The sequence below is a fragment of the Chlorogloeopsis sp. ULAP01 genome (genome assembly GCF_030381805.1).
Lineage (GTDB): Bacteria > Cyanobacteriota > Cyanobacteriia > Cyanobacteriales > Nostocaceae > Chlorogloeopsis.
Map to the genome: position 1 here is coordinate 1 of NZ_JAUDRH010000014.1, position 18,486 is coordinate 18,486.

An 18,486-nucleotide genomic window follows, 5' to 3' on the forward strand; every position below is an offset into this window, starting at 1 on the left:
ACCCCTCCCCTTACCAAGGGGAGGGGAAGGGGAGGGGTTAGAGACACCTAGCGCAGAAGGTGATGAACCAATTGAGTTAGTAGTAACAGGCGAGCAAGATGGATATAGAGTACCAGATACATCAACTGCTACTAGAACAGACACACCTCTACGTGATATTCCCCAGTCGATTCAAGTAGTTCCTCAAGAGGTCATTAAAGATCAGCAAATTACACGAATTTCCGATGCTGTCCGCAATGTATCTGGGGTTACCCCAGTGACGAGCTTTAGTGGCTCCTACGATGAATACACTATTCGCGGATTCACCAGCTATTTTAACAGTAGCTTGAGAAACGGGGTTAAAACTCGAAGAACTCAATTCAATTACGGTACCAATATAGAACGAGTTGAAGTTCTCAAAGGCCCAGCCTCGGTACTGTATGGTCAGCTTGAACCTGGCGGAACTATAAATTACGTCACCAAACAACCACTGGATGAACCTTACTATTCAGCTGAATTTGTAGCAGGGAGCTATAGCTTCTATCGTCCCTCGATAGATATTTCTGGGCCACTCAATGCCGACAAAACGTTGCTGTATCGCTTAAATGTTGCCTACGAAAACTCTGATAGTTTTCGCGATTTCATTGAGGGCGAGGTTTTCTCCATATCTCCTGTCTTAACTTACAAGCTTAGTGATGCAACAACCCTTAATCTCGAATATGAGTATATTTACAGTGACAGGGGTTTTGACCGTGGCTTTCAGCCAAGCCCTATCTATTTTGAACTCCCTAGAAGTCGCAACTTAGGAGAAGCCGATGATTATTACCGTATTAACTACCATCGGGCAGCTTTGACGCTAGATCATCGATTTAGTGAAAGTTTACGACTTAGGAGTGTTCTTACTGCTCAATCCTCTTTATCTCAATATAAATACATCAATCGCAGTGGATTGATCGAACCAGATGGTCGCACAGTACGACGAAACTATAACGAAAATCCTGATGGTCTTTTAAGTGAAGATTTTTCTGTGCAAACCGATTTGATTGGTAAATTCAACACTGGCTCTATCGAGCATCAGCTGCTCTTGGGTTTAGATTTGAGTAGAAGTACGGATAATTATTCTCAATCTGAAAAGCGTGGCGATTTCCCTTCACTAGATATCTTCAATCCTATTTATGGTTTGCGTCCTACTAACATCCAAAGGGGTTATGAAGAATATACGAAGATCAACACGACGGGGATTTATTTGCAAGACCAAATAACCTTGCTACCTAATTTAAAGTTACTGCTCGGTGGAAGATACGATTTTGTCGATCGCAACACTTTAGCAGGTCTCAATCAAGATCTTACGAGGTCAGACTTTTACGATTCCGCTTTTTCGCCACGCGCAGGAATTGTATACCAACCATCAGATTTCATTTCACTATATGCTAGTTACAGCAGCTCTTTTGTTCCTAACAATGACAGAACAGTCACAGGAGAACAGCTAGAACCCTCTCGCGGCACACAGTATGAAGTTGGTGTCAAAGGCGAACTTTTTGACAAGCGACTCTCAGCAACACTAGCAGCTTATGACATCACCAAAACTAACATACCTACCGTAGACCCCAATAACACCGATTTTTCTGTTGCAATAGGAGAAGTCAAAAGTCGAGGTATTGAACTGGATGTGACAGGGGAAATTTTACCAGGCTGGAAAATTATCGCTTCTGCTTTCTTAAATGATGCCTATGTTAGCAAAGACAATGATCCTTCCCTTGAAGGTGCGCGGTTAGCGAATGCACCTTATCATGGCGCTAGTCTGTGGACGACGTATGAAATTCAAAAGGGCGACTTGCAAGGGTTAGGGTTCGGTGCAGGTATTTTTTTTGTTGGCGATCGCGTTGCCAATCAGAGCGATCCCCTTATCATTCCTTCCTATGTCAGAACTGATGCAGCAATTTCTTATAAAAGTAATAATTGGCGGGCTGCACTCAACTTTAAGAACATTTTTAATGTTAACTACTATGACACCAATGGTTTCTTTATCTTCCCTCAAGCACCATTTACTGTCTTGGGAACTGTTTCAGTGCAGTTTTGATGAGCTAACGAAAGTGCGTGCGAATAAAGTGCAGGTTTATTTTTTTAAGCGATCGCATCACCAATCAAAGCAATCCTTGTGAATATTCCTTCCGATGTCAGAACTGATAGCGATCGCACAGCAAGTCTTATCTCTCATCAACACACCAAAACTACTTGTTTACTAACCATGTCTCCAAATCTAACAAACTGGTAAAATCCAATAAAGCTTCACCAAGATTTTCCAATTGCTCCAATGACAGGGTTTCTACCTGCTCGCGTATCCTTGGGGGCAATTCTCCCACCTTGCGAGTGAGTTGACGCAGAACAAGACTTCGTTCTCCTTTTTCTCGTCCTCGCTGTTCTCCTTGCTGTTGCCCTTCTTCAAGAATTTCCTGATAAATCACTGACTCGCGCATCATACCCTCCTGAAACAGTCTTCTAATCAAATTCTTCCTAAATTTTAACCCCGCTAAGATTTGGCTATAAGCCGAAATTTCTGCTCGTTGTGTTGTCTCTAACTGGTTCACCCGTTCCACAACTTGTTGTAATAAGGCTTGGGGTTGATTAGTCGCTGCCAGTGATGCCAATGGTAACAATGCCGAATCCTGGAGAAACTGTTCGGGGTTTTCTTCCCACATCCTAATCACACGATATTCGTGACGGGTGGTTTCCACTGTAAAGGCTGTTTCAATTTCACTTTCACAAAAGACGACGGGAAGCCCGTTCCTTTAAGGGGCGCTCAGAATCGTCGTTCGTCGTCTTGGGGCAAGGGGCATTCATGCATTGGCCAATGCCCAATTCCCAATTCACTTCGGCCCGCTTTCATCCCCCAGACTTCAGTCGGGGGATGAGCTTAACCTTGGGAGGAAGCAGCAACACCACAACTTGTGTGACTGGTAAACGGTACAACCGATACAACCGCACCCAATAATCCAACATTCGCAAAGGCAAAGGTGGTGTCGATTCTAATTTGGTTTGAAATTCTAAGTGTAAAATCCGTCCTTGCAATCGTAAGAATGTTACGTAATCTGCACGGATGGGTTCAATGCTCAATTCTGTTTTTAGGACTTTAACCCTAGTTTGGGGTGTACCTAATACCCAACTGGCGAATTTTTCCGGGTGTTTTTCTGATAGCAGTTTGCAGAGATTGTCGAAGGACATTAATAAATGGCTATTTCATTAGGCATTGTTATTATCCCGTAGAGATTCAGAAATATGATGCATTTCCTGAACCTGATTTTAGAACTTGGCGCAAGTTGATTTTTCGTGGGCGATCGCATTGCCAATCAAAGCAATCCTGTGAATATTCCTTCCTATGTCAGAACTGATGCAGCAATCTCCTATAAACGTCATAACTGGAACGCTGCACTCAATTTTAAGAACATCTTTAATGTCAAATATTATGACACCAATGCTTTCTTTATTTTCCCTCAAGCACCATTTACAGTTCAGGGAACGCTTTCAGTGCAGTTTTAATGAGTTGACTGATTTAAGTATCTTGTAGAAGACAAAAATTAATGTTTTATGTCAGAGGAAATCAAGAGGAAAATCAAGGCTTAGACAGTGCTTAAAATCTATACTGAGTGCAAAAAATCACATTATTTAGGTAAATTTCTTTAGAGATAGTCTCTTACTATCATCAGCTTGTTAATTTTTATTAACTTTTAGTTTAGAAATTTCCTTCTTTTCTTCTCCTTCCAAAGGTAAGAAAATGGTCAATACTTCTCCGTACTGAGGACGCTCACGCACAATTAATTTACCACCAATTGCTTGAAACAGATGCTTAGTGGCAGCAAGATTCAAACTAATGGTACCTGTTTCTGGTTGAAAGGTCAGTAGTTGACCAAGGGCTTTGCGAATTGGTGGTGTACATGTAGATGTTGTCACTGCACCACTATCTTTGAGCTGAGGTTGGGGCAGTAATTGTAACTTGAGTTGATCGCCAGCAGGAATTACTTGTACCTGAATATGGCTACCAGCAGGTAAACTGCGGGTGAAATTTTCCATCAACCCAGTCAGAACCCGATCTAGCATCGCCGGATTGCTGACTACGGTTGGTAGATGTTGAGGTAAAATCACATCCAACGTTAAATTACGTCGATTTGCCGCTTCTTGCCAACGGGGAATACTTGAGTGCAACACTTGCTCTAAGCACATTGCCGTTAACTGAGTGCTTGTAGGTTTGTCTGTAGCAGAAGTTTCCAATTCAGCTGCCCGAAACAGTAGTTCCATCCGATCAATCTGTTCGGTACACTCACGATCAATTATTTTTAAGCGCTGAATTACATTAGCAGGTAAGGTGCGCTGTTTAAGTAGCAATCTCGTGATCGTGCGAATAGTTGTCAAAGGAGTGCGAACTTCGTGAGCAAAAGCTTGTAATAATTCCACATCAGAGCGAGAAGAAGGGGGAGGCGAAGAAGGAGTGTGTGAGGAAGTAGAAGTAGTCTTTTGTGCTTCTGTATATCCTCCTGTCACTACATCTTCTGTTTCTGGTAACTCCGCTAGTAGCAGTTGACTAAACTGCACAACCATACGATAGTCTGGTGTCTTGGGATAGTATTTTTGTACTAATTCTTCCAGTTCTGTAAACAAATCTGGATTACTCAACATTACCCGTGCGCCCAAGGCTTGCCATGCTTGTTGAGCTACCTCTGGATCGAAAGAAAATAGAAACGCTCTTTTGCCGTCCTTTTCTTCTGCCAACACCAGCACTAATCTAAATTTATCTGTAAAAACCAGGCAAAACTGTTCTGTTGCTAATGGATCTGTTTTCAGCAATGGCAATATAGACTCATTAGGAGCAGTGACATCGGCGATCGCTACTTCCCCCTTGGGCATTTCAAAGGGCATCAGTGCCAATGGGTTAAATGGCTGTGCTGTAAAAGTGATTGACTGCAAGCTTTGAGTTAATTGAGAATTACTAAAGACTGGTGCAGGTGCAGCTAACACCAATCCTTGTCTAACATCATTAACATCAGATGAAACAGTTGTTAAATTTTTTAATAATAAATTTTCTGTGGCTGCCAGGCTGATACGCCACTGTTGCTGTGCCTTTGTAGAGGAACACACAGCCGCAGTTGATTGACTATTGTTTAATACTTCGCTCAGACTCGGCAAGATCCATTTGTACACAGGTTTTCACCCCTTAATTCAACAGCGACATTCAGCATTTTGGCAGGCTTTTCACTACTTAATTACGAGGTTATCCGTATTTAGGTGCTGATGAAAGTCGTAGAACCGAACAACAAAGGTGGAATTCCCGTTGATCTTGGTCAATCCCTACTCAATAAATTTCTTAATTCTTGCGAGTAACTATATATACAGTATGGCACTAATTCAATATTGGGTAACAGCGATGATGGGATTTAGTAAGAGTTAAATTGGCAAAGTGCGATCGCTTTTTTGCTAACAACAGAATACCAAGCGTGGGAGCAGTAATGCTTAGTATTCAATTAATTCTGACGCAGAAATTAATGCCACATCTCATCGTTATTAAATAAGACTAGATAAGGCTTTTTAATACATTTGTTATACCCAAATTGTTATTGCTAGTATTTTATCAATCTGTACAGACGTGCCACGGCACGTCTGCACTCTATCAATTCTTTGCCTGAGGAGGTGTTGAACCAGGAATTGTCACATCTATTGGCGTTACTTGCGTAGCTAACTGTGTCAGTGGCGGTTTAATAGCAGTTTGATTTCCCACTACTAGAGTTACCAGATTTTCTGGCTTGAGATATTGCTTTGCTACTCGCTGCACATCTGCTGCTGTGGTTGCTGCTACGGCTTTTTGATAGCGAAATAGGAAATCACTAGGGTAGCCATAATATTCGTATCGCATTAATCGTAACAAAGTTTGAGCAGGATCTTCAAAATTGAAAACAAACGAGTTGAGAGTAGACTCTTTTGCAAAAGCCAATTCTTTAGGCGTTACTGGTTGAGTTTGCAAGCGCTTAATTTCTGTTTGCAGTGCTTTGACAAACTGTACGGTAGCATCTGATCGCGTTTGTCCACCAGCTATAAACATACCAGGAAAGTCATAGCGGGGACTCCAAGCACCGTAAACCGAGTAAGCTAAACCTTGGCGCGATCGCACTTCATTAAACAAACGTCCGCCAAATCCATTCAATACACCATTTAACACATCTAGCGCCGGATAGTCAGGACTATTAAACTGTCCACCTAAATGCCCAATCAGAATGTTACTCTGAGTTAGTTGTGGTTGATTGACAACAAAAACGCCGCTACTTTTAGCTTGCATTACTTTTGGCAATTGAGGATTAGTTAAATTTGGGTTCGGTTTCCAATCACCAAATTTGGCTTGAATCAGCGCTTTCATTTTCTTGGGTTCAAAATCTCCCACAATCCCCAAAATCATGTTGTTGGGGTAGAAGTACTGCCCTTTAAACTTCACCAAATCTTCGCGGGAAATATTATTGAGTGTTGCATACTCTGTGGTTCGTCCGTAGGGGCTATCCTGTCCGTAGATTAATTTTTTAAATTCCCGTTGAGCAATCTCATCTGGATTATCATTGCGACGGGCTATCCTACCACGTGCTTGCGTCTTTGCTAATTCTAATTTATCTTCAGCAAATACTGGCTCTTGCAATACTTCAGCAAACAACCCCAACACTGTTTCTACATCTTCACTGAGGGAGTCGAAACTAGCATTAGCTACAACTTCATTCATACTAGTTTCCACTGAAGCTGCTCGTTGTTCCAACATTTGGTTGAGTTCGTCGGCACTATGCTTTGCAGTTCCTCCAGTGCGCATCACAGTGCCTGTTAACTGTGCCAAACCAACTTTATCTGAACTTTCTAGACGCTCGCCTGTACGAATTAGTGCTGTACCTTTGATCAGTGGTAACTCACGATCCTCCATCAAATAAACCACCATACCATTTTTGAGCACATATCGCTCATACTTTGGCAACTTCACCTCAGGCAGTGGAGCAAACTCCAACTCTGTATAATGCTTTGCCGCCGTTGCCGCCCAAGAAAAATTAAAAGTCAAAAGTACAAAGGCAAAAGCAGTAATCAATACATATACAAATCTTTTCCCATCTGGGATTTTGAACTTCAAATTCTGGATATTCATCTGCCTTTTGCCAGTTCCTTTATACCTGTTCATATTTGTATTCCTTGGCATACCCTGATTTCTATTGCGACAACAGCTTGCCAATTGTACGGTTTTGGGGCGTAAACGTCGCCTTTGCTATTCGCTGAACATCAGCAGCCGTGACAGCCTCTAATTCATTCAACTGTTTGAACAAATTTCGCCAAGAGCCTGTTTTTACTTCATACTCCAATAACTGCTGTGCCATGCCCATATTAGAATCAAGCGATCGCAATAATTCTGCCCTAGCTTGTGTTTTGACTCGATCTAACTCACTCGCCGACACAGGCTCAGTTCTCAAAGAATCAATTTCTTTGCGCAAAGCCACTGCTACTTCATCAACTGTGTGACCGGGAGCCGTGAGAGCATAAAATAACATCAGATTTGGATACTTATCCCCTGGAAACCCACTAAAGCCCTGTGCTGAAAGTGCTAGTCGCTGTTGTTCTACTAAAGATTTATATAACCGTGATGTTCTTCCGTCACTGAGCAATCTACCGATAATGTCATAAACTGCATTATCTGGATGGGTAATTGCTGGGCGGTGATAGCCTTCCAAATACCAAGGTTGAGACTTTAACTTTAAAGTTACTTCTCGCGTTTGTGTTTGCTTCGGTTCTGCTGGGATCTGCTCATCAGCTTTTGGTTTAGCTTTGTAGCGCCCAAAGTAAATTTGTGCGAGTTTTTTGACTTCGGCAGGGTTGACATCTCCGACAACAGCGATAGTTAAATTGCTCGGTACATAGTGCGTATCGAAAAACTGTTGTACATCTTCTGTTGTCAAATTGCGGATATCTTCGTCGTAACCAATCACCGGGCGTCTATAAGGATGAACGGTGAATGCCGCATCATTAAACTTTTCAATCATCATGCCAATGGGTGAGTTTTCTACCCGCAGGCGTCGTTCCTCCAAAATCACATCTTTTTCTTTATAAAACTCCCGAAATACAGGTTCTAAAAATCGCTCCGACTCCAGTGACATCCACAATTCCAACTTATTAGCAGGAAAGCTATAAAAATAGCGAGTAGCTTCACTAGAAGTATTGGCATTTAAGCCTACGCCTCCTGCCTGTTCTACAATCCGCCCCAAATCATTTTGCCTGACTAGCTTGGCAGCTTGCGCTTCCACTTTCTCAAATTCAGCCGTTAATTTGGCAACCTCATCTTTATTACCAGCAGCTTTTGCGCTTTTAATTTGGGCAGCCAACTGATCTAACCTATCTAGTAGTGGCTTTTCTGCTTTGTAGTCTATTGTACCAATCCGTGTTGTTCCTTTAAAAGCTAAATGTTCTAGAAAGTGTGCTACCCCGGTTTTACCATTTGGCTCGTCTACACCACCTACATCAGCATAGGTAAGAAAAGAAACAACTGGAGCTTGATGGTGTTCTAAAACAAGAAACTTCATCCCATTATCGAGGCGAAATTCCGTTAACTGCTTAATCACCCGATCTAAATAGGGTTGAATTGAACTTTGAGTAGCTGGTGGAGTTTGACTTCTAGCCCAAGCAACTTCTGGTATCAATCCCCAGCTCAAAGTTAGTACTAAAAGCAACACGACGATGAGCCGAGTAGCTGTTTTTTTGACTTTCACTGGGTATATGCAATCAAGCTGGTTCATAAGCGAAAATGAAAGTAAAGTTTCATGACCCAAGTATCGAGTAGGGCGTTAATCTTGTATTAAGCTTTCTGTGCTTTTTGTACTTGTCGTAAGACAATAATGCTACGAGTCCTGTTCCGGATATCTCACTATAACTGTTATGCGTGTCTTTAACTCTCCTCCGCCATCCGAGGCACAAACGCGTAGTCGTATTTTACAAGCGGCACGACGCTTATTTGCCTCCCAAGGATTTGATGGTACCACCACCCGCGACTTAGCACAGGCAGCAGGCGTTGCGGAGGGGACGCTATTTCGTCATTTTCCCAATAAAAAGGCGATTTTAGTTGAGGTAGCAACTCAAGGATGGGTGGAGATTCTTACTGATTTACTGACAGAACTGAGTGAAATGGGCAGCTATAAAGCTGTAGCTCAGGTAATGCGCCGCCGGATGTGGAATATGCAAAAAAATGCCGATCTGATGCGAGTGTGTTTTATGGAAGCACAGTTTCATCCAGATTTACGCGATCGCATTCAGTCGGAAGTAATTGCCAAAATGACAGATGTTGCCGAAGCCTTCTTTCAAACTGCGATGGATAAAGGTGTTTATCGCAAAATGGATGCAAATTTGGTGGCAAAGGTATTCTTGGGAATGTTTGCAGTAGCAGGCTTCTCCCACAACACATTAATGGAACCAGATGCCTCTCCCCAAACAATGCAGCAAATGGCAGAAGGACTTGCTGATATTTTCCTCAACGGCGTATTGGTTAGGGACTAGGGATTAGGAAGAGAGACGCGGAGAGAGTGAGACGCGGCGACGCGGAGAAAGAACAAGGAGACAAGGACAGAGAACCTGATTCACAATTTTCCCCGTGTCACCGTGTCACCGTGTCACCGCGTCCCCGTGTCCCCTTGTCTTCTTCCTAGCCTCTAATTATCTTTGCCTGCTGGCTCCACTGCTGTACTTGCTCAACAGTAGGACATAAATCTCGTCGCCGTATTGTCGCTACTTGCAAGCGCAAAATTTGTTGATGCAATCTGTGGGTAGGAATAGTCCCAGTTGGGCGACAGAACCCACTCCAGCATGAAGCAATAATCCGCAATATTGGGTACCAACGCTAGGAATTCGTGCCAAATCAGCTAAAGCTACCCATTTATTGACATACTGTAGATGGACTTGTAACTTATTTGCTAGCTCCAGCCGAGACTATGGAGTCTTGCCTTGTTTAACTAGCACTTTTGTGGTTGTAATGCCGCAATTTTTGAGTTGAGATGTTTCTTGTGGAGATAATCCTGGCAATTGTTCAATCGGCCAGTCACATGATTGTAATACGCTGACTGGCGGTTTAGGTTTAGGAGGCATTTCTGGAACTAAAAAATAGGCTTATTTAAATATTGTGACAAATACGCTAAGAAGACTGGACAGCAAAAAATCATAGTGGCTCCTTTTAGGTGCAGCGATCGCTATGCGGACACGATCGCAACTCACCAACTCACCAATTTTACCCAGCCAAGTTCTAACTCTGGTTCACCGCTTCTAAAAATTTCGTGATGTGGGGAAGCACCAAATCGCTTTTCGCCATCGCCGCAAAATGATCGCATTCAGGGAAAGAAACGAATGTTACGTTAGGCATATGTTTGGCACATTCCTGAATCTCGGCATACCTGAAGTCAGTTTCACCTGTAAACAACAAACACGGCATTGTCATGGTTGGCAAAACATCTTCTATAGAGTCTCTATCCTGGGCAAGCGCCATCAAAGCCTCTATATCATTGGATATCAACCGCGTCTTACCAGCAGGAGTCAGCCACTGTCCGAACATCGCCTCAGCAAAACTAACTAAACCCTCCATCCCTTTGCTCATTGGCTCTCGGAAAGGCTGCATACTTTCTTCATAGGGATGAGCACCACCGATAATGAGGCTGTGCAACCGTTCTGGAGCATATTTAGCCATGCCAAACCCTATCCATCCACCCATCGAGTAACCAAAAAAGTGGGCTTGACGAATATTGAGATCGTCTAAAACCGCAGTCACATCCCCAACTCTCAACGGCAATGCATAAGCTGCGGGATCGTCAGGCTTATCGCTAGCACCATGCCCACGAGCGTCAAGCAAGATGAGTTGATAGTCGCGGCTTAGGGCTTTAGTGTAGCTCTTTTCTTGCCAATCCTCCCAGGTTTGAGTTATACCGTGATGGAGGGTTAGCGGTGGGCCGTCTCCCTGCACTTGGTAGTGAATACGGATTCCTTGGTTGTTGGCATAGGGCATAATCATCACCTCCTCTGTTCCTCAATTCTGCTCCCTCCTGCTTTAGTGTCTATCGATCACATCAATAAATGTCTGCTGCTGTGATGGATCAACTTCAAATTTGACCAGTAGGGATTTAGGCTGTGGCTGGCTTGATATTTTGATTGACGCGGAACAAATTAGTCGGATCGTACTTGTTCTTAATCGCAACTAAACGCTCGTAGTTGTCACGGTAAGTTGCCTGAACGCGCTCTTGTCCTTCCTCCATCATGAAATTTACGTATGCCCCGCCACAGGTATAGGGATGCAGCGCACTCCAATACTCTTTTGCCCAGTTAGTAATCTTTTCAGCATTAACCGGCTCAGGATCTATACCAGCCATCACCATCGACCATTTTGCCTCACGGAAGCTGAAAGCCGTGTCATTTTTACCGACTCGGTTGGCTGCACCATCAATCGGATATAGATGCATGGTTGAAAGCAAAGTTGGGATTTGCGAACCATATTGAACGTGCAGGGTGATCGCTTCATCACTCAACTGATTCACAAAATCACCCTTCCAATACCACTGCATCCCTGTTGGCATTAGTGGATCGAACATACTTTGCAATTCTGGATAAGACATTGGGCCAATATGTTCAAATGCCGGAGTAGCAAAATTGCGGATCGGTTGGAACGCTTCCTCTACTTTTTCTTCCGCTCCGGTGTAACACCAAATCATGCCGCACATTGTCTTGGTGTGCAGGTGTTCGGGAAATGGTGGCCCAGGTGGCACTTTCAGGAAAGCAAAAAAACCATACAGATCTTCCGGTGCGTTGGTGATAAAATCCCGATACCATTGCATCAACTCGGTTGCCCGATCTAAATGCCATAGCGTCGGCCCAGCATACACCCTACTGACGGGATGTGCCTGAAATAAAAACGAGGAGACGACACCAAAGTTACCTCCACCGCCACGGATTGCCCAAAATAGATCCTCGTTTTCTTCTCCACTGGCAGTAACAAAACGCCCGTCTGCCAGCACTACATCTGCTTCGAGCAAATTATCAATAGTTAAACCATACTTGCGAGTCAAATAACCGTGTCCACCACCCAGAGTTAGCCCAGCAACGCCAGTACTAGAGATGATCCCACTGGGTACAGCCAATCCGAATGCATGGGTTGTACGATCTACATCTCCCCAAGTGCAGCCGCCTTCAACCCTGACTGTACGGTTTCTGGGGTCAATGCGAATGCCCTTCATGCGCGAGAGATCGATGACCAAGCCATGATCGCAAGTTCCCAAACCTGCACCATTATGTCCGCCACCTCGAACTGCAAGCAGGAGTTTGTTTTCGCGGGCAAAATTGACAGCATTGATGACATCTGCCACATTTGCACAACGAGCAATCAAGCAAGGATGTCGGTCAATCATGCCATTGTAGACTTTGCGGGCGTTTTCATAGCCTTCATCGTCGGAACAGAGTAACTCTCCGCGCAGTCGAGACTTTAATGCTGTGACTCTTGCTTCCTCCAGAATAGTTTCTTCACCTGTGGTGGTGGCAATATGTAGGCTGACCATAATATTCCTCCTTCTAGGTTGATCCGCGAATTAACCTATATACCTTATGAATCAAGGGCAAAAACCTAATTTACGGATATGTCTTTTGCGTGCTTTTACGGTAGCCGAGCTAGATTTCCTCAGCCGAATGCCAATTCGCCATATGTTGAGCGTGAGTTTCTAGATATGCTCCTGGCTGGAAGTAATGGTCGTAGAACTCTAAATCTAAGTGATGAGCCTGGAGATAAGTGAGAATAAACACGCTAGGTACTGTACCGGGGAACTTACCGAAGCGATCGTAAATGTATTGAGCCATCAGAGCTACACAGTCTTTGAATTCCTCACTATGAATCTCTGCACTTGCTCGGATTTTGGCACTTTCTTTCCAAGGGCCTTTTGTATCGGGGTGAAATGGCCCGCCGACACCGAACTTCCGCTTGGCAAAGGCTTCCACGGCAGCACGCAGATTGGGATAGTGGGGTGGGCAAAAAGCCTCGAATACTCCTGGTAAGCCAGTCGGGTTGGGAAGTGACCAGCGTTCATCGGTGTCGTAGCGGAAACCTAAACCAGGCACCTCCGGATTTCCACTGGCACCCAATACAACATGACGATCCATGCCGTCAAACATCCAACCACCCAAGCCCATTGCTTGCAGCATCAGCATCCCTGCGTAGCAACAAGTCGAAAGTTCAGCAGTGGATTCTGTTAGGGAATACTGTTCAATAAAAGTCAAGGGGAAGGGTTCGTCTAAATTCACTAAATGTTTGAATTTTTCTAGTCCTGGAATTTGCTCGTGATTGACATCGTCATAAATGCAATACCCGTTCTGAACTAAAAAGCAGAGATTAGCTATCATATGCTGGGCAATGTCGCTGACGGGAATAATCAGCATACTTCCCGGACGATTGACACACCAGGTATTGTGTCCTTCCATGTAAGGCTCGGCTGGCGGAATATACAATCGACTCTCACTGAGTTTGCGAATTCTTTTGCGATGCACTTCTAGGAGAGCATCCAAATTTATTTTTTCGTCCGCTTGCCGTTCTACTACAGCGTGTGCATCACGGGTGGGAAAGAAGTAGATGCCATCGTCGTTGGTAAAAAAGATTTCACTGGTGTGGAAACCCGCAGCTGAAGGGAAAGTACGCCCTCCGGCAGCAGCAGAATAGTTGGATAGATGGGGAGCATATCTGGCATGACGCGTAATCATGTGGTGCCATCCGGTATTGCCAGCTGCTGCGGTTAAAATCATCATTTGCTCTAGTTCGGAAAGGGGAAAGGGCTGATGACGGGATGTAAACGCTAACGGGCCATCAGGAATTGAGGCACCCAAAGAAAATCGTCGAGCGCGTCTGCCAAATAGTGCTTCTACTAACGGGAATTCTAAAGCGGTTTTCAAACCAGGCGGGTATATGCTTATATCCATAATATTTATGTGTCTAAAATTTGTTAAGTTAATGCACTGTTTGAAAATACGGCATTGCTGATTTAATGACGTGACAATAATTTTGTATAATTCCAAAACCCTTGACCAGACGTGATATATCGCATCTGGGCATCCGGATTAATACCGCGATTCAGCAACGCCTAAATATTTCTACTAACTATGATTCTGCCTAGCTGATTCTGTTTTGAATTGCTTTGCTGATTTTTTCATCTATCTTTAGGCTAGATTGAAGTTTTATCTCTTGATAGTTTCGCCGAATCTATACACATCACATCTATGCTGGATTCTTGCGTTCATGCCAGCAGCAGAACCTTGAGTAATACTGGAAAATGTCGGCCACAAAGGTGCGCTTACCGCACACTGCGGTTAAATGTATAGATAGTTATCGAGCCAGTGGCAATTAGGCTAATTTAGCTGTATCAATTATTTCTTGTAGATGGTTTTAGGAGTAATCACTTGCTGCCCCCCACTGCTGAAAGAATTATGGAGGTTGGGTTTGGCTTCTGGGCCTCCAAGGTGCTACTGAGCGCTGTAGAAATAGAGGTGTTCACAGAACTGGCTAAACATCCAGGAGATCTTGAGAATTTGCAGACTCGACTTGGTTTGCATCCAAGATCGGCACGGGATTTTCTGGATGCGCTGGTTGCCATGGGGTTCCTGCGTAGAGAAGGAAACATTTACTATAACGCTCCCGATACCGATATGTTTTTAGATAAACAAAAGCCTTCTTATATCGGTGGCATACTGGAAATGGCAAACCATCGCTTATTCGGTTTCTGGGGACACTTAAGCGAGGCATTGCGGACAGGCGAGATGCAAAACGAAGCTAAGGGTGGAGAAAATTTCTTTGGGACACTTTATGCCGATTGCGATCGCCTCAAAGAATTTCTTCGGGCTATGTCTGGGGTTAGTCGTGGCGCGAATATCTGTATTGCCGAGCGTTTACCTTGGTCTAATTACAAGTCCTTTGTAGATGTTGGCACAGCCCAAGGTGACTTAGCCGTGCAGATTGCTAAAGCGAATCCTCATTTGAGCGGGATTGGGTTTGATTTGCCTGTGGTTGCTCCCGTATTTGAAGATTATGTTGCCGAACACGCTCTTGGCGATCGCATCCGTTTTATAGGTGGTGACTTCTTTAAGGATGATTTGCCCAATGCTGATGTGATTCTCATGGGTCATATTTTGCATGACTGGAGTTTAGAAGAGAAGAAAATCTTAATTTGCAAGGCTTATGCATCTCTTCCCGAAAATGGACTTTTAGTCGCTTATGATGCTTTGATTGATGATGAGCGATGCAAAAATCTGTTCGGTTTATTAATGAGCTTAAATATGCTGATTGAAACCACAGCAGGATTTGACTATACAGGTGCTGACTGCTGCGAATGGATGAAAGAAGCCGGATTTCGTGAAACGCGAGTGGAACACCTAATTGGGCCAGACTCGATTGTGGTGGGCAGAAAGTAATATCGTGTCCGGTAAAATACTTATCATGAAAGTCGCAGGGGAGCGGGGCGCAGGGGGAAAAAGGATTTTCCATTTCTCATTATCATGCAGAGCATGGTAATGAAAACTATAGGCTCCAGCCTCAATCAATGCTTTCCCAGGCTCCAGCCTGGGAAAGAGAAAAAACGGGATTTGGAGTGATTAAATCATTTGTGTATGCATCGTAGCTTATATAAGGGGGTAAACATCTCTATAATGTTTATTTCTATTTACATTTCTTTAAAAAAATTACCATAGTAAACAAAGCTTGCCGTTACGATTGTGTATTGGCGATCGCTTTGAATTTACTACTACAGTAGGGGACAGGGTACGGGTGACAGTTAAGCTCATCCCCCGACTGAAGTCTGGGGGATGAAAGCGGGCCGAAGTGAATTGGGAATTGGGCATTGGCCAATGCATGAATGCCCTTTGCCCCTTGCCCCAAGACGACGGACGACGGTTCTGAGCGCCCCTTAAAGGAACGGGCTTCCCCGTCGTCTTTTGGTGACAGGGTTAAAAGTCTTTTAGTCTTTGAGTTTTATAATCTGTTGATGTCCTAACCACTTTGGCTATTGCTATATCTAAAATGCCCGATCGCAGTACTGTAGAAATAAATGGTTTTTCTTCAAAGGATAGAAATCATGTTCCGCACAACTGAGGGCTTGAACAAAAAAGGCATTGTGGGCGGTATTCTTGCTATTGCTAGCTTAATCATATTTTCAGCAGGATTAGCTAGTTGTAACTTGGGCAGAGTAAATCCAGCAGGCGAACGTCAAGAAGAACGAGAAGATTATGAAAATCCACGTCGCTCTGATGATGACGATGATGAGAACAACGAAAGAAGAAATCGTCAGGAAGACAGGGAAAATGAGGATGATGACGATGATTAAAAGTCTGCAATTAGATGTAAATCAGATTTACAGCTTTACAGCCATTTTCAGAGAAATAGGCCACTACTGTCAGGGCGGGTTTTGTTTCAATCTATAGCTAAAGCCGAAAAGATATCTGTTAAACGCGCCCCTACAAAAATTTTTGTTGAAATAAAATTTGCTGTCTAAACTTTTCATCCTTGCTCGTTCATGGATATACAAAACTTTTCTAGTTTCCTCGTCGATACTCTACGCCAGCGACGGCAAAGACTAGCTAGTCGTATAAATTTTCCTGCAATTTTTTGGTCGGGAGGTAGCAGCCCGCGCAACTATCCTGCTAATTTATATCGCTTTCGTGCGAACAGCCACTTTCTCTATTTTGCAGGGCTTCCCGTGCCTAATGCGGCAATTCGTCTCGAAGCAGGCAAGCTAACGCTATTTGTGGACGATCCCGCACCTAGTAGCGCTCTTTGGCATGGAGAAATGCCCAAGCGTGAGGAAATTGCCCAGGCGATCGGGGCAGATGCTGCTTTTGCGATCGCAGAACTAGAATCCCATCTAGAAGGGGCAGCCACAATTGCTGTGCAGGATGCTGCCACTTGGACACAACAATCGCAGCTATTAAATAGATGGGTTTTACCGCAAAATCAGCTACAGGGAATTGATTTAGAATTAGCTAAGGCCATAGTTGAATTGCGCCTCACCCACGATGAAGGAGCATTGGCTGAACTGCGAAAAGCTGCCGTTATTACTGTTGAAGCCCATAAGGCTGGGATGGCGGCAACACCCAACGCCAAGATAGAGGCGCAAGTGCGTGCGGCAATGGAAAAAGTCATCATCGCTCATAATATGACTACTTCCTACAACAGTATTGTCACTGTTCATGGTGAAGTTCTGCATAACGAGCAGTATCACCACCCTCTACAACCAGGTGATTTACTGCTTGCTGATGTCGGGGCGGAAACAGAGATGGGTTGGGCAGCAGATGTTACTCGTACTTGGCCTGTGTCTGGTAAATTTTCATCTACCCAACGAGATATTTATGATGTGGTGTTAGCGGCTCATGATGCTTGTATTACTAAAATCCGTCCTGGTGTTGAGTATGGGGAGATTCATTTGTTGGCGTGTACAGTGATTGCTGAAGGTTTAGTAGATTTAGGCATTTTGCAAGGAAAGCCCGAAGATTTGGTAGAGCGGGATGTTCATTCACTGTTTTTCCCTCATGGTATCGGCCATCTCGTCGGCTTGGATGTTCATGATATGGAAGATTTGGGAGATTTAGCTGGATATGAACAGGGACGCGCAAGGAGCGATCGCTTTGGCTTGAGCTACCTGCGTTTAAATCGCCCACTACGAGCAGGAATGTTAGTAACAATAGAGCCTGGTTTTTATCAAGTACCAGCGATTTTAAACGAGCCAAATTTACGTTCTAGATATCAACACACAGTTAATTGGGAACGTTTGTCACAATTTGCCGATGTACGTGGTATCCGCATTGAAGATGATGTTTTAGTGACAGAACAGGGTAGCGAAGTTTTAACTGTTGCCTTGCCAAGTGATGCAACTGCTGTAGAAGAATTAGTTCGTGGTTAATTACTACTGAACTTGCCCAGCTTCGACTTTAACTTCGCCTCGAAACATATTCATACCACAGGTAAAGGTATAAGTTCCTGGCTGGTTGGGAGTGAACTCAATCGGAGTAACTTGGTTCAGGGGCAGATCTTGGGCAATGTGGAAGTCAGGAAATCGGACTTCTTCAAGGCAACTGTTAGGATCTTTGCGGTAGAAGTTGAGCCGCACTCTTTGACCTGTATTAACTACAACTTGGCTTGGTTCATATCCACCATCAACAGTAATTGTTACCTCCTGAATGCCCTGCTTTGATTGTGCTTTTTGTGATTTTGGCTTACTCAGTAAAAACCACCATAACTCCAGTCCGATCAATCCTAATCCACCAGCAGTAACGGCTGCTTTTGTCCACAAGGGTTGTTCAATGCGACGAAACTGACTAGTTGGCTTTGTTTGAGATGGTTGCGTATGTTCGTGGGACATCTGTGCAACTACTTTATCAGAAGCAATTCCAAACACCAACCCCAAGCTCGCAACACTGCCAATAATTGCTATTTTGTTCATTATTTCAAAGTCTCCG

At 43.9% G+C, this 18,486-nt stretch carries 14 protein-coding genes and 2 pseudogenes; 6 read left to right on the forward strand and 10 right to left on the reverse strand.

Going from position 1 to position 18,486, the window contains the following annotated elements; all coding sequences use genetic code 11:
• Positions 1-2,059, forward strand: a 2,059-nt coding sequence (locus tag QUB80_RS24715) for a TonB-dependent siderophore receptor (RefSeq protein ID WP_289792135.1), incomplete at its 5' end; no start/stop codon positions are given.
• 151 nt (positions 2,060-2,210) lie between these two features.
• On the opposite strand, the gene QUB80_RS24720 is transcribed toward QUB80_RS24715, so the two are convergent.
• Both QUB80_RS24720 and QUB80_RS24725 read right to left on the reverse strand, forming a co-directional pair.
• Positions 2,211-2,714, reverse strand: coding sequence for a DUF4351 domain-containing protein (locus QUB80_RS24720; RefSeq protein WP_502875324.1), 504 nt, complete (start codon positions 2,712-2,714; stop codon positions 2,211-2,213).
• Positions 2,715-2,901: 187 nt separating this feature from the next.
• Positions 2,902-3,201, reverse strand: a pseudogene (locus QUB80_RS24725) (hypothetical protein); the annotation flags it as partial.
• A gap of 105 nt (positions 3,202-3,306) precedes the next feature.
• Here QUB80_RS24725 and QUB80_RS24730 point away from each other — a divergent pair.
• Complete coding sequence (locus QUB80_RS24730) at positions 3,307-3,516, forward strand: TonB-dependent receptor (protein ID WP_289792136.1); 210 nt, start codon at positions 3,307-3,309, stop codon at positions 3,514-3,516.
• Positions 3,517-3,687: 171 nt separating this feature from the next.
• Here the strand turns inward: QUB80_RS24730 and QUB80_RS24735 are convergent, their stop codons facing one another.
• The 3 genes from QUB80_RS24735 to QUB80_RS24745 all read right to left on the reverse strand — a co-directional run bounded on the left by QUB80_RS24735 (position 3,688) and on the right by QUB80_RS24745 (position 8,774).
• The gene (locus QUB80_RS24735) at positions 3,688-5,172 is read right to left on the reverse strand and encodes a sensor histidine kinase (protein ID WP_289792137.1); all 1,485 of its coding nucleotides are present in this window, start codon (positions 5,170-5,172) and stop codon (positions 3,688-3,690) included.
• 466 nt (positions 5,173-5,638) lie between these two features.
• Positions 5,639-7,138, reverse strand: coding sequence for a M16 family metallopeptidase (locus tag QUB80_RS24740; protein ID WP_289792360.1), 1,500 nt, complete (start codon positions 7,136-7,138; stop codon positions 5,639-5,641).
• 61 nt (positions 7,139-7,199) lie between these two features.
• The gene (locus QUB80_RS24745) at positions 7,200-8,774 is read right to left on the reverse strand and encodes an insulinase family protein (protein ID WP_289792138.1); all 1,575 of its coding nucleotides are present in this window, start codon (positions 8,772-8,774) and stop codon (positions 7,200-7,202) included.
• A 139-nt stretch (positions 8,775-8,913) separates the two neighbouring features.
• Between QUB80_RS24745 and QUB80_RS24750 the strand changes: the two genes are divergently transcribed.
• Entirely contained in the window at positions 8,914-9,528 is a 615-nt protein-coding gene (locus QUB80_RS24750; protein WP_289792139.1) for a TetR/AcrR family transcriptional regulator, read from the forward strand.
• 145 nt (positions 9,529-9,673) lie between these two features.
• Here QUB80_RS24750 and QUB80_RS24755 read toward each other — a convergent pair.
• The 4 genes and pseudogenes from QUB80_RS24755 to QUB80_RS24770 all read right to left on the reverse strand — a co-directional run bounded on the left by QUB80_RS24755 (position 9,674) and on the right by QUB80_RS24770 (position 13,965).
• Positions 9,674-10,113: pseudogene (locus tag QUB80_RS24755) on the reverse strand (DUF4332 domain-containing protein).
• Positions 10,114-10,267: 154 nt separating this feature from the next.
• Positions 10,268-11,020, reverse strand: a complete 753-nt coding sequence (locus QUB80_RS24760) for an alpha/beta fold hydrolase (protein ID WP_289792140.1) — start codon at positions 11,018-11,020, stop codon at positions 10,268-10,270.
• A 115-nt stretch (positions 11,021-11,135) separates the two neighbouring features.
• Complete coding sequence (locus QUB80_RS24765) at positions 11,136-12,560, reverse strand: FAD-binding oxidoreductase (protein WP_289792141.1); 1,425 nt, start codon at positions 12,558-12,560, stop codon at positions 11,136-11,138.
• A 109-nt stretch (positions 12,561-12,669) separates the two neighbouring features.
• Complete coding sequence (locus QUB80_RS24770) at positions 12,670-13,965, reverse strand: hypothetical protein (RefSeq protein WP_289792142.1); 1,296 nt, start codon at positions 13,963-13,965, stop codon at positions 12,670-12,672.
• A gap of 477 nt (positions 13,966-14,442) precedes the next feature.
• Here QUB80_RS24770 and QUB80_RS24775 point away from each other — a divergent pair, with 477 nt between their 5' ends.
• From QUB80_RS24775 to QUB80_RS24785, 3 genes are all read left to right on the forward strand, one after another.
• Positions 14,443-15,450, forward strand: coding sequence for a methyltransferase (locus QUB80_RS24775; protein WP_289792143.1), 1,008 nt, complete (start codon positions 14,443-14,445; stop codon positions 15,448-15,450).
• Positions 15,451-16,109: 659 nt separating this feature from the next.
• Positions 16,110-16,358, forward strand: coding sequence for a hypothetical protein (locus tag QUB80_RS24780; protein ID WP_289792144.1), 249 nt, complete (start codon positions 16,110-16,112; stop codon positions 16,356-16,358).
• Positions 16,359-16,547: 189 nt separating this feature from the next.
• Positions 16,548-17,930, forward strand: a complete 1,383-nt coding sequence (locus tag QUB80_RS24785) for an aminopeptidase P family protein (RefSeq protein ID WP_289792145.1) — start codon at positions 16,548-16,550, stop codon at positions 17,928-17,930.
• 3 nt (positions 17,931-17,933) lie between these two features.
• Here QUB80_RS24785 and QUB80_RS24790 read toward each other — a convergent pair whose 3' ends face one another.
• Positions 17,934-18,470 (reverse strand): cupredoxin domain-containing protein, encoded by a 537-nt coding sequence (locus tag QUB80_RS24790; protein ID WP_289792146.1) that lies wholly within the window; start codon positions 18,468-18,470, stop codon positions 17,934-17,936.
• Positions 18,471-18,486 lie beyond the last annotated feature (16 nt).

Excerpts from the sequence above, each read along its gene's own strand:
- QUB80_RS24745 (WP_289792138.1), bottom strand. The coding sequence starts at position 8,774 with ATGAACCAGCTTGATTGCATATACCCAGTGAAAGTCAAAAAAACAGCT.
- QUB80_RS24790 (WP_289792146.1), bottom strand. The coding sequence starts at position 18,470 with ATGAACAAAATAGCAATTATTGGCAGTGTTGCGAGCTTGGGGTTGGTG.
- QUB80_RS24780 (WP_289792144.1), top strand. The coding sequence starts at position 16,110 with ATGTTCCGCACAACTGAGGGCTTGAACAAAAAAGGCATTGTGGGCGGT.
- QUB80_RS24750 (WP_289792139.1), top strand. The coding sequence starts at position 8,914 with ATGCGTGTCTTTAACTCTCCTCCGCCATCCGAGGCACAAACGCGTAGT.
- QUB80_RS24770 (WP_289792142.1), bottom strand. The coding sequence starts at position 13,965 with ATGGATATAAGCATATACCCGCCTGGTTTGAAAACCGCTTTAGAATTC.
- QUB80_RS24740 (WP_289792360.1), bottom strand. The coding sequence starts at position 7,138 with ATGAATATCCAGAATTTGAAGTTCAAAATCCCAGATGGGAAAAGATTT.
- QUB80_RS24760 (WP_289792140.1), bottom strand. The coding sequence starts at position 11,020 with ATGCCCTATGCCAACAACCAAGGAATCCGTATTCACTACCAAGTGCAG.
- QUB80_RS24765 (WP_289792141.1), bottom strand. The coding sequence starts at position 12,560 with ATGGTCAGCCTACATATTGCCACCACCACAGGTGAAGAAACTATTCTG.
- QUB80_RS24785 (WP_289792145.1), top strand. The coding sequence starts at position 16,548 with ATGGATATACAAAACTTTTCTAGTTTCCTCGTCGATACTCTACGCCAG.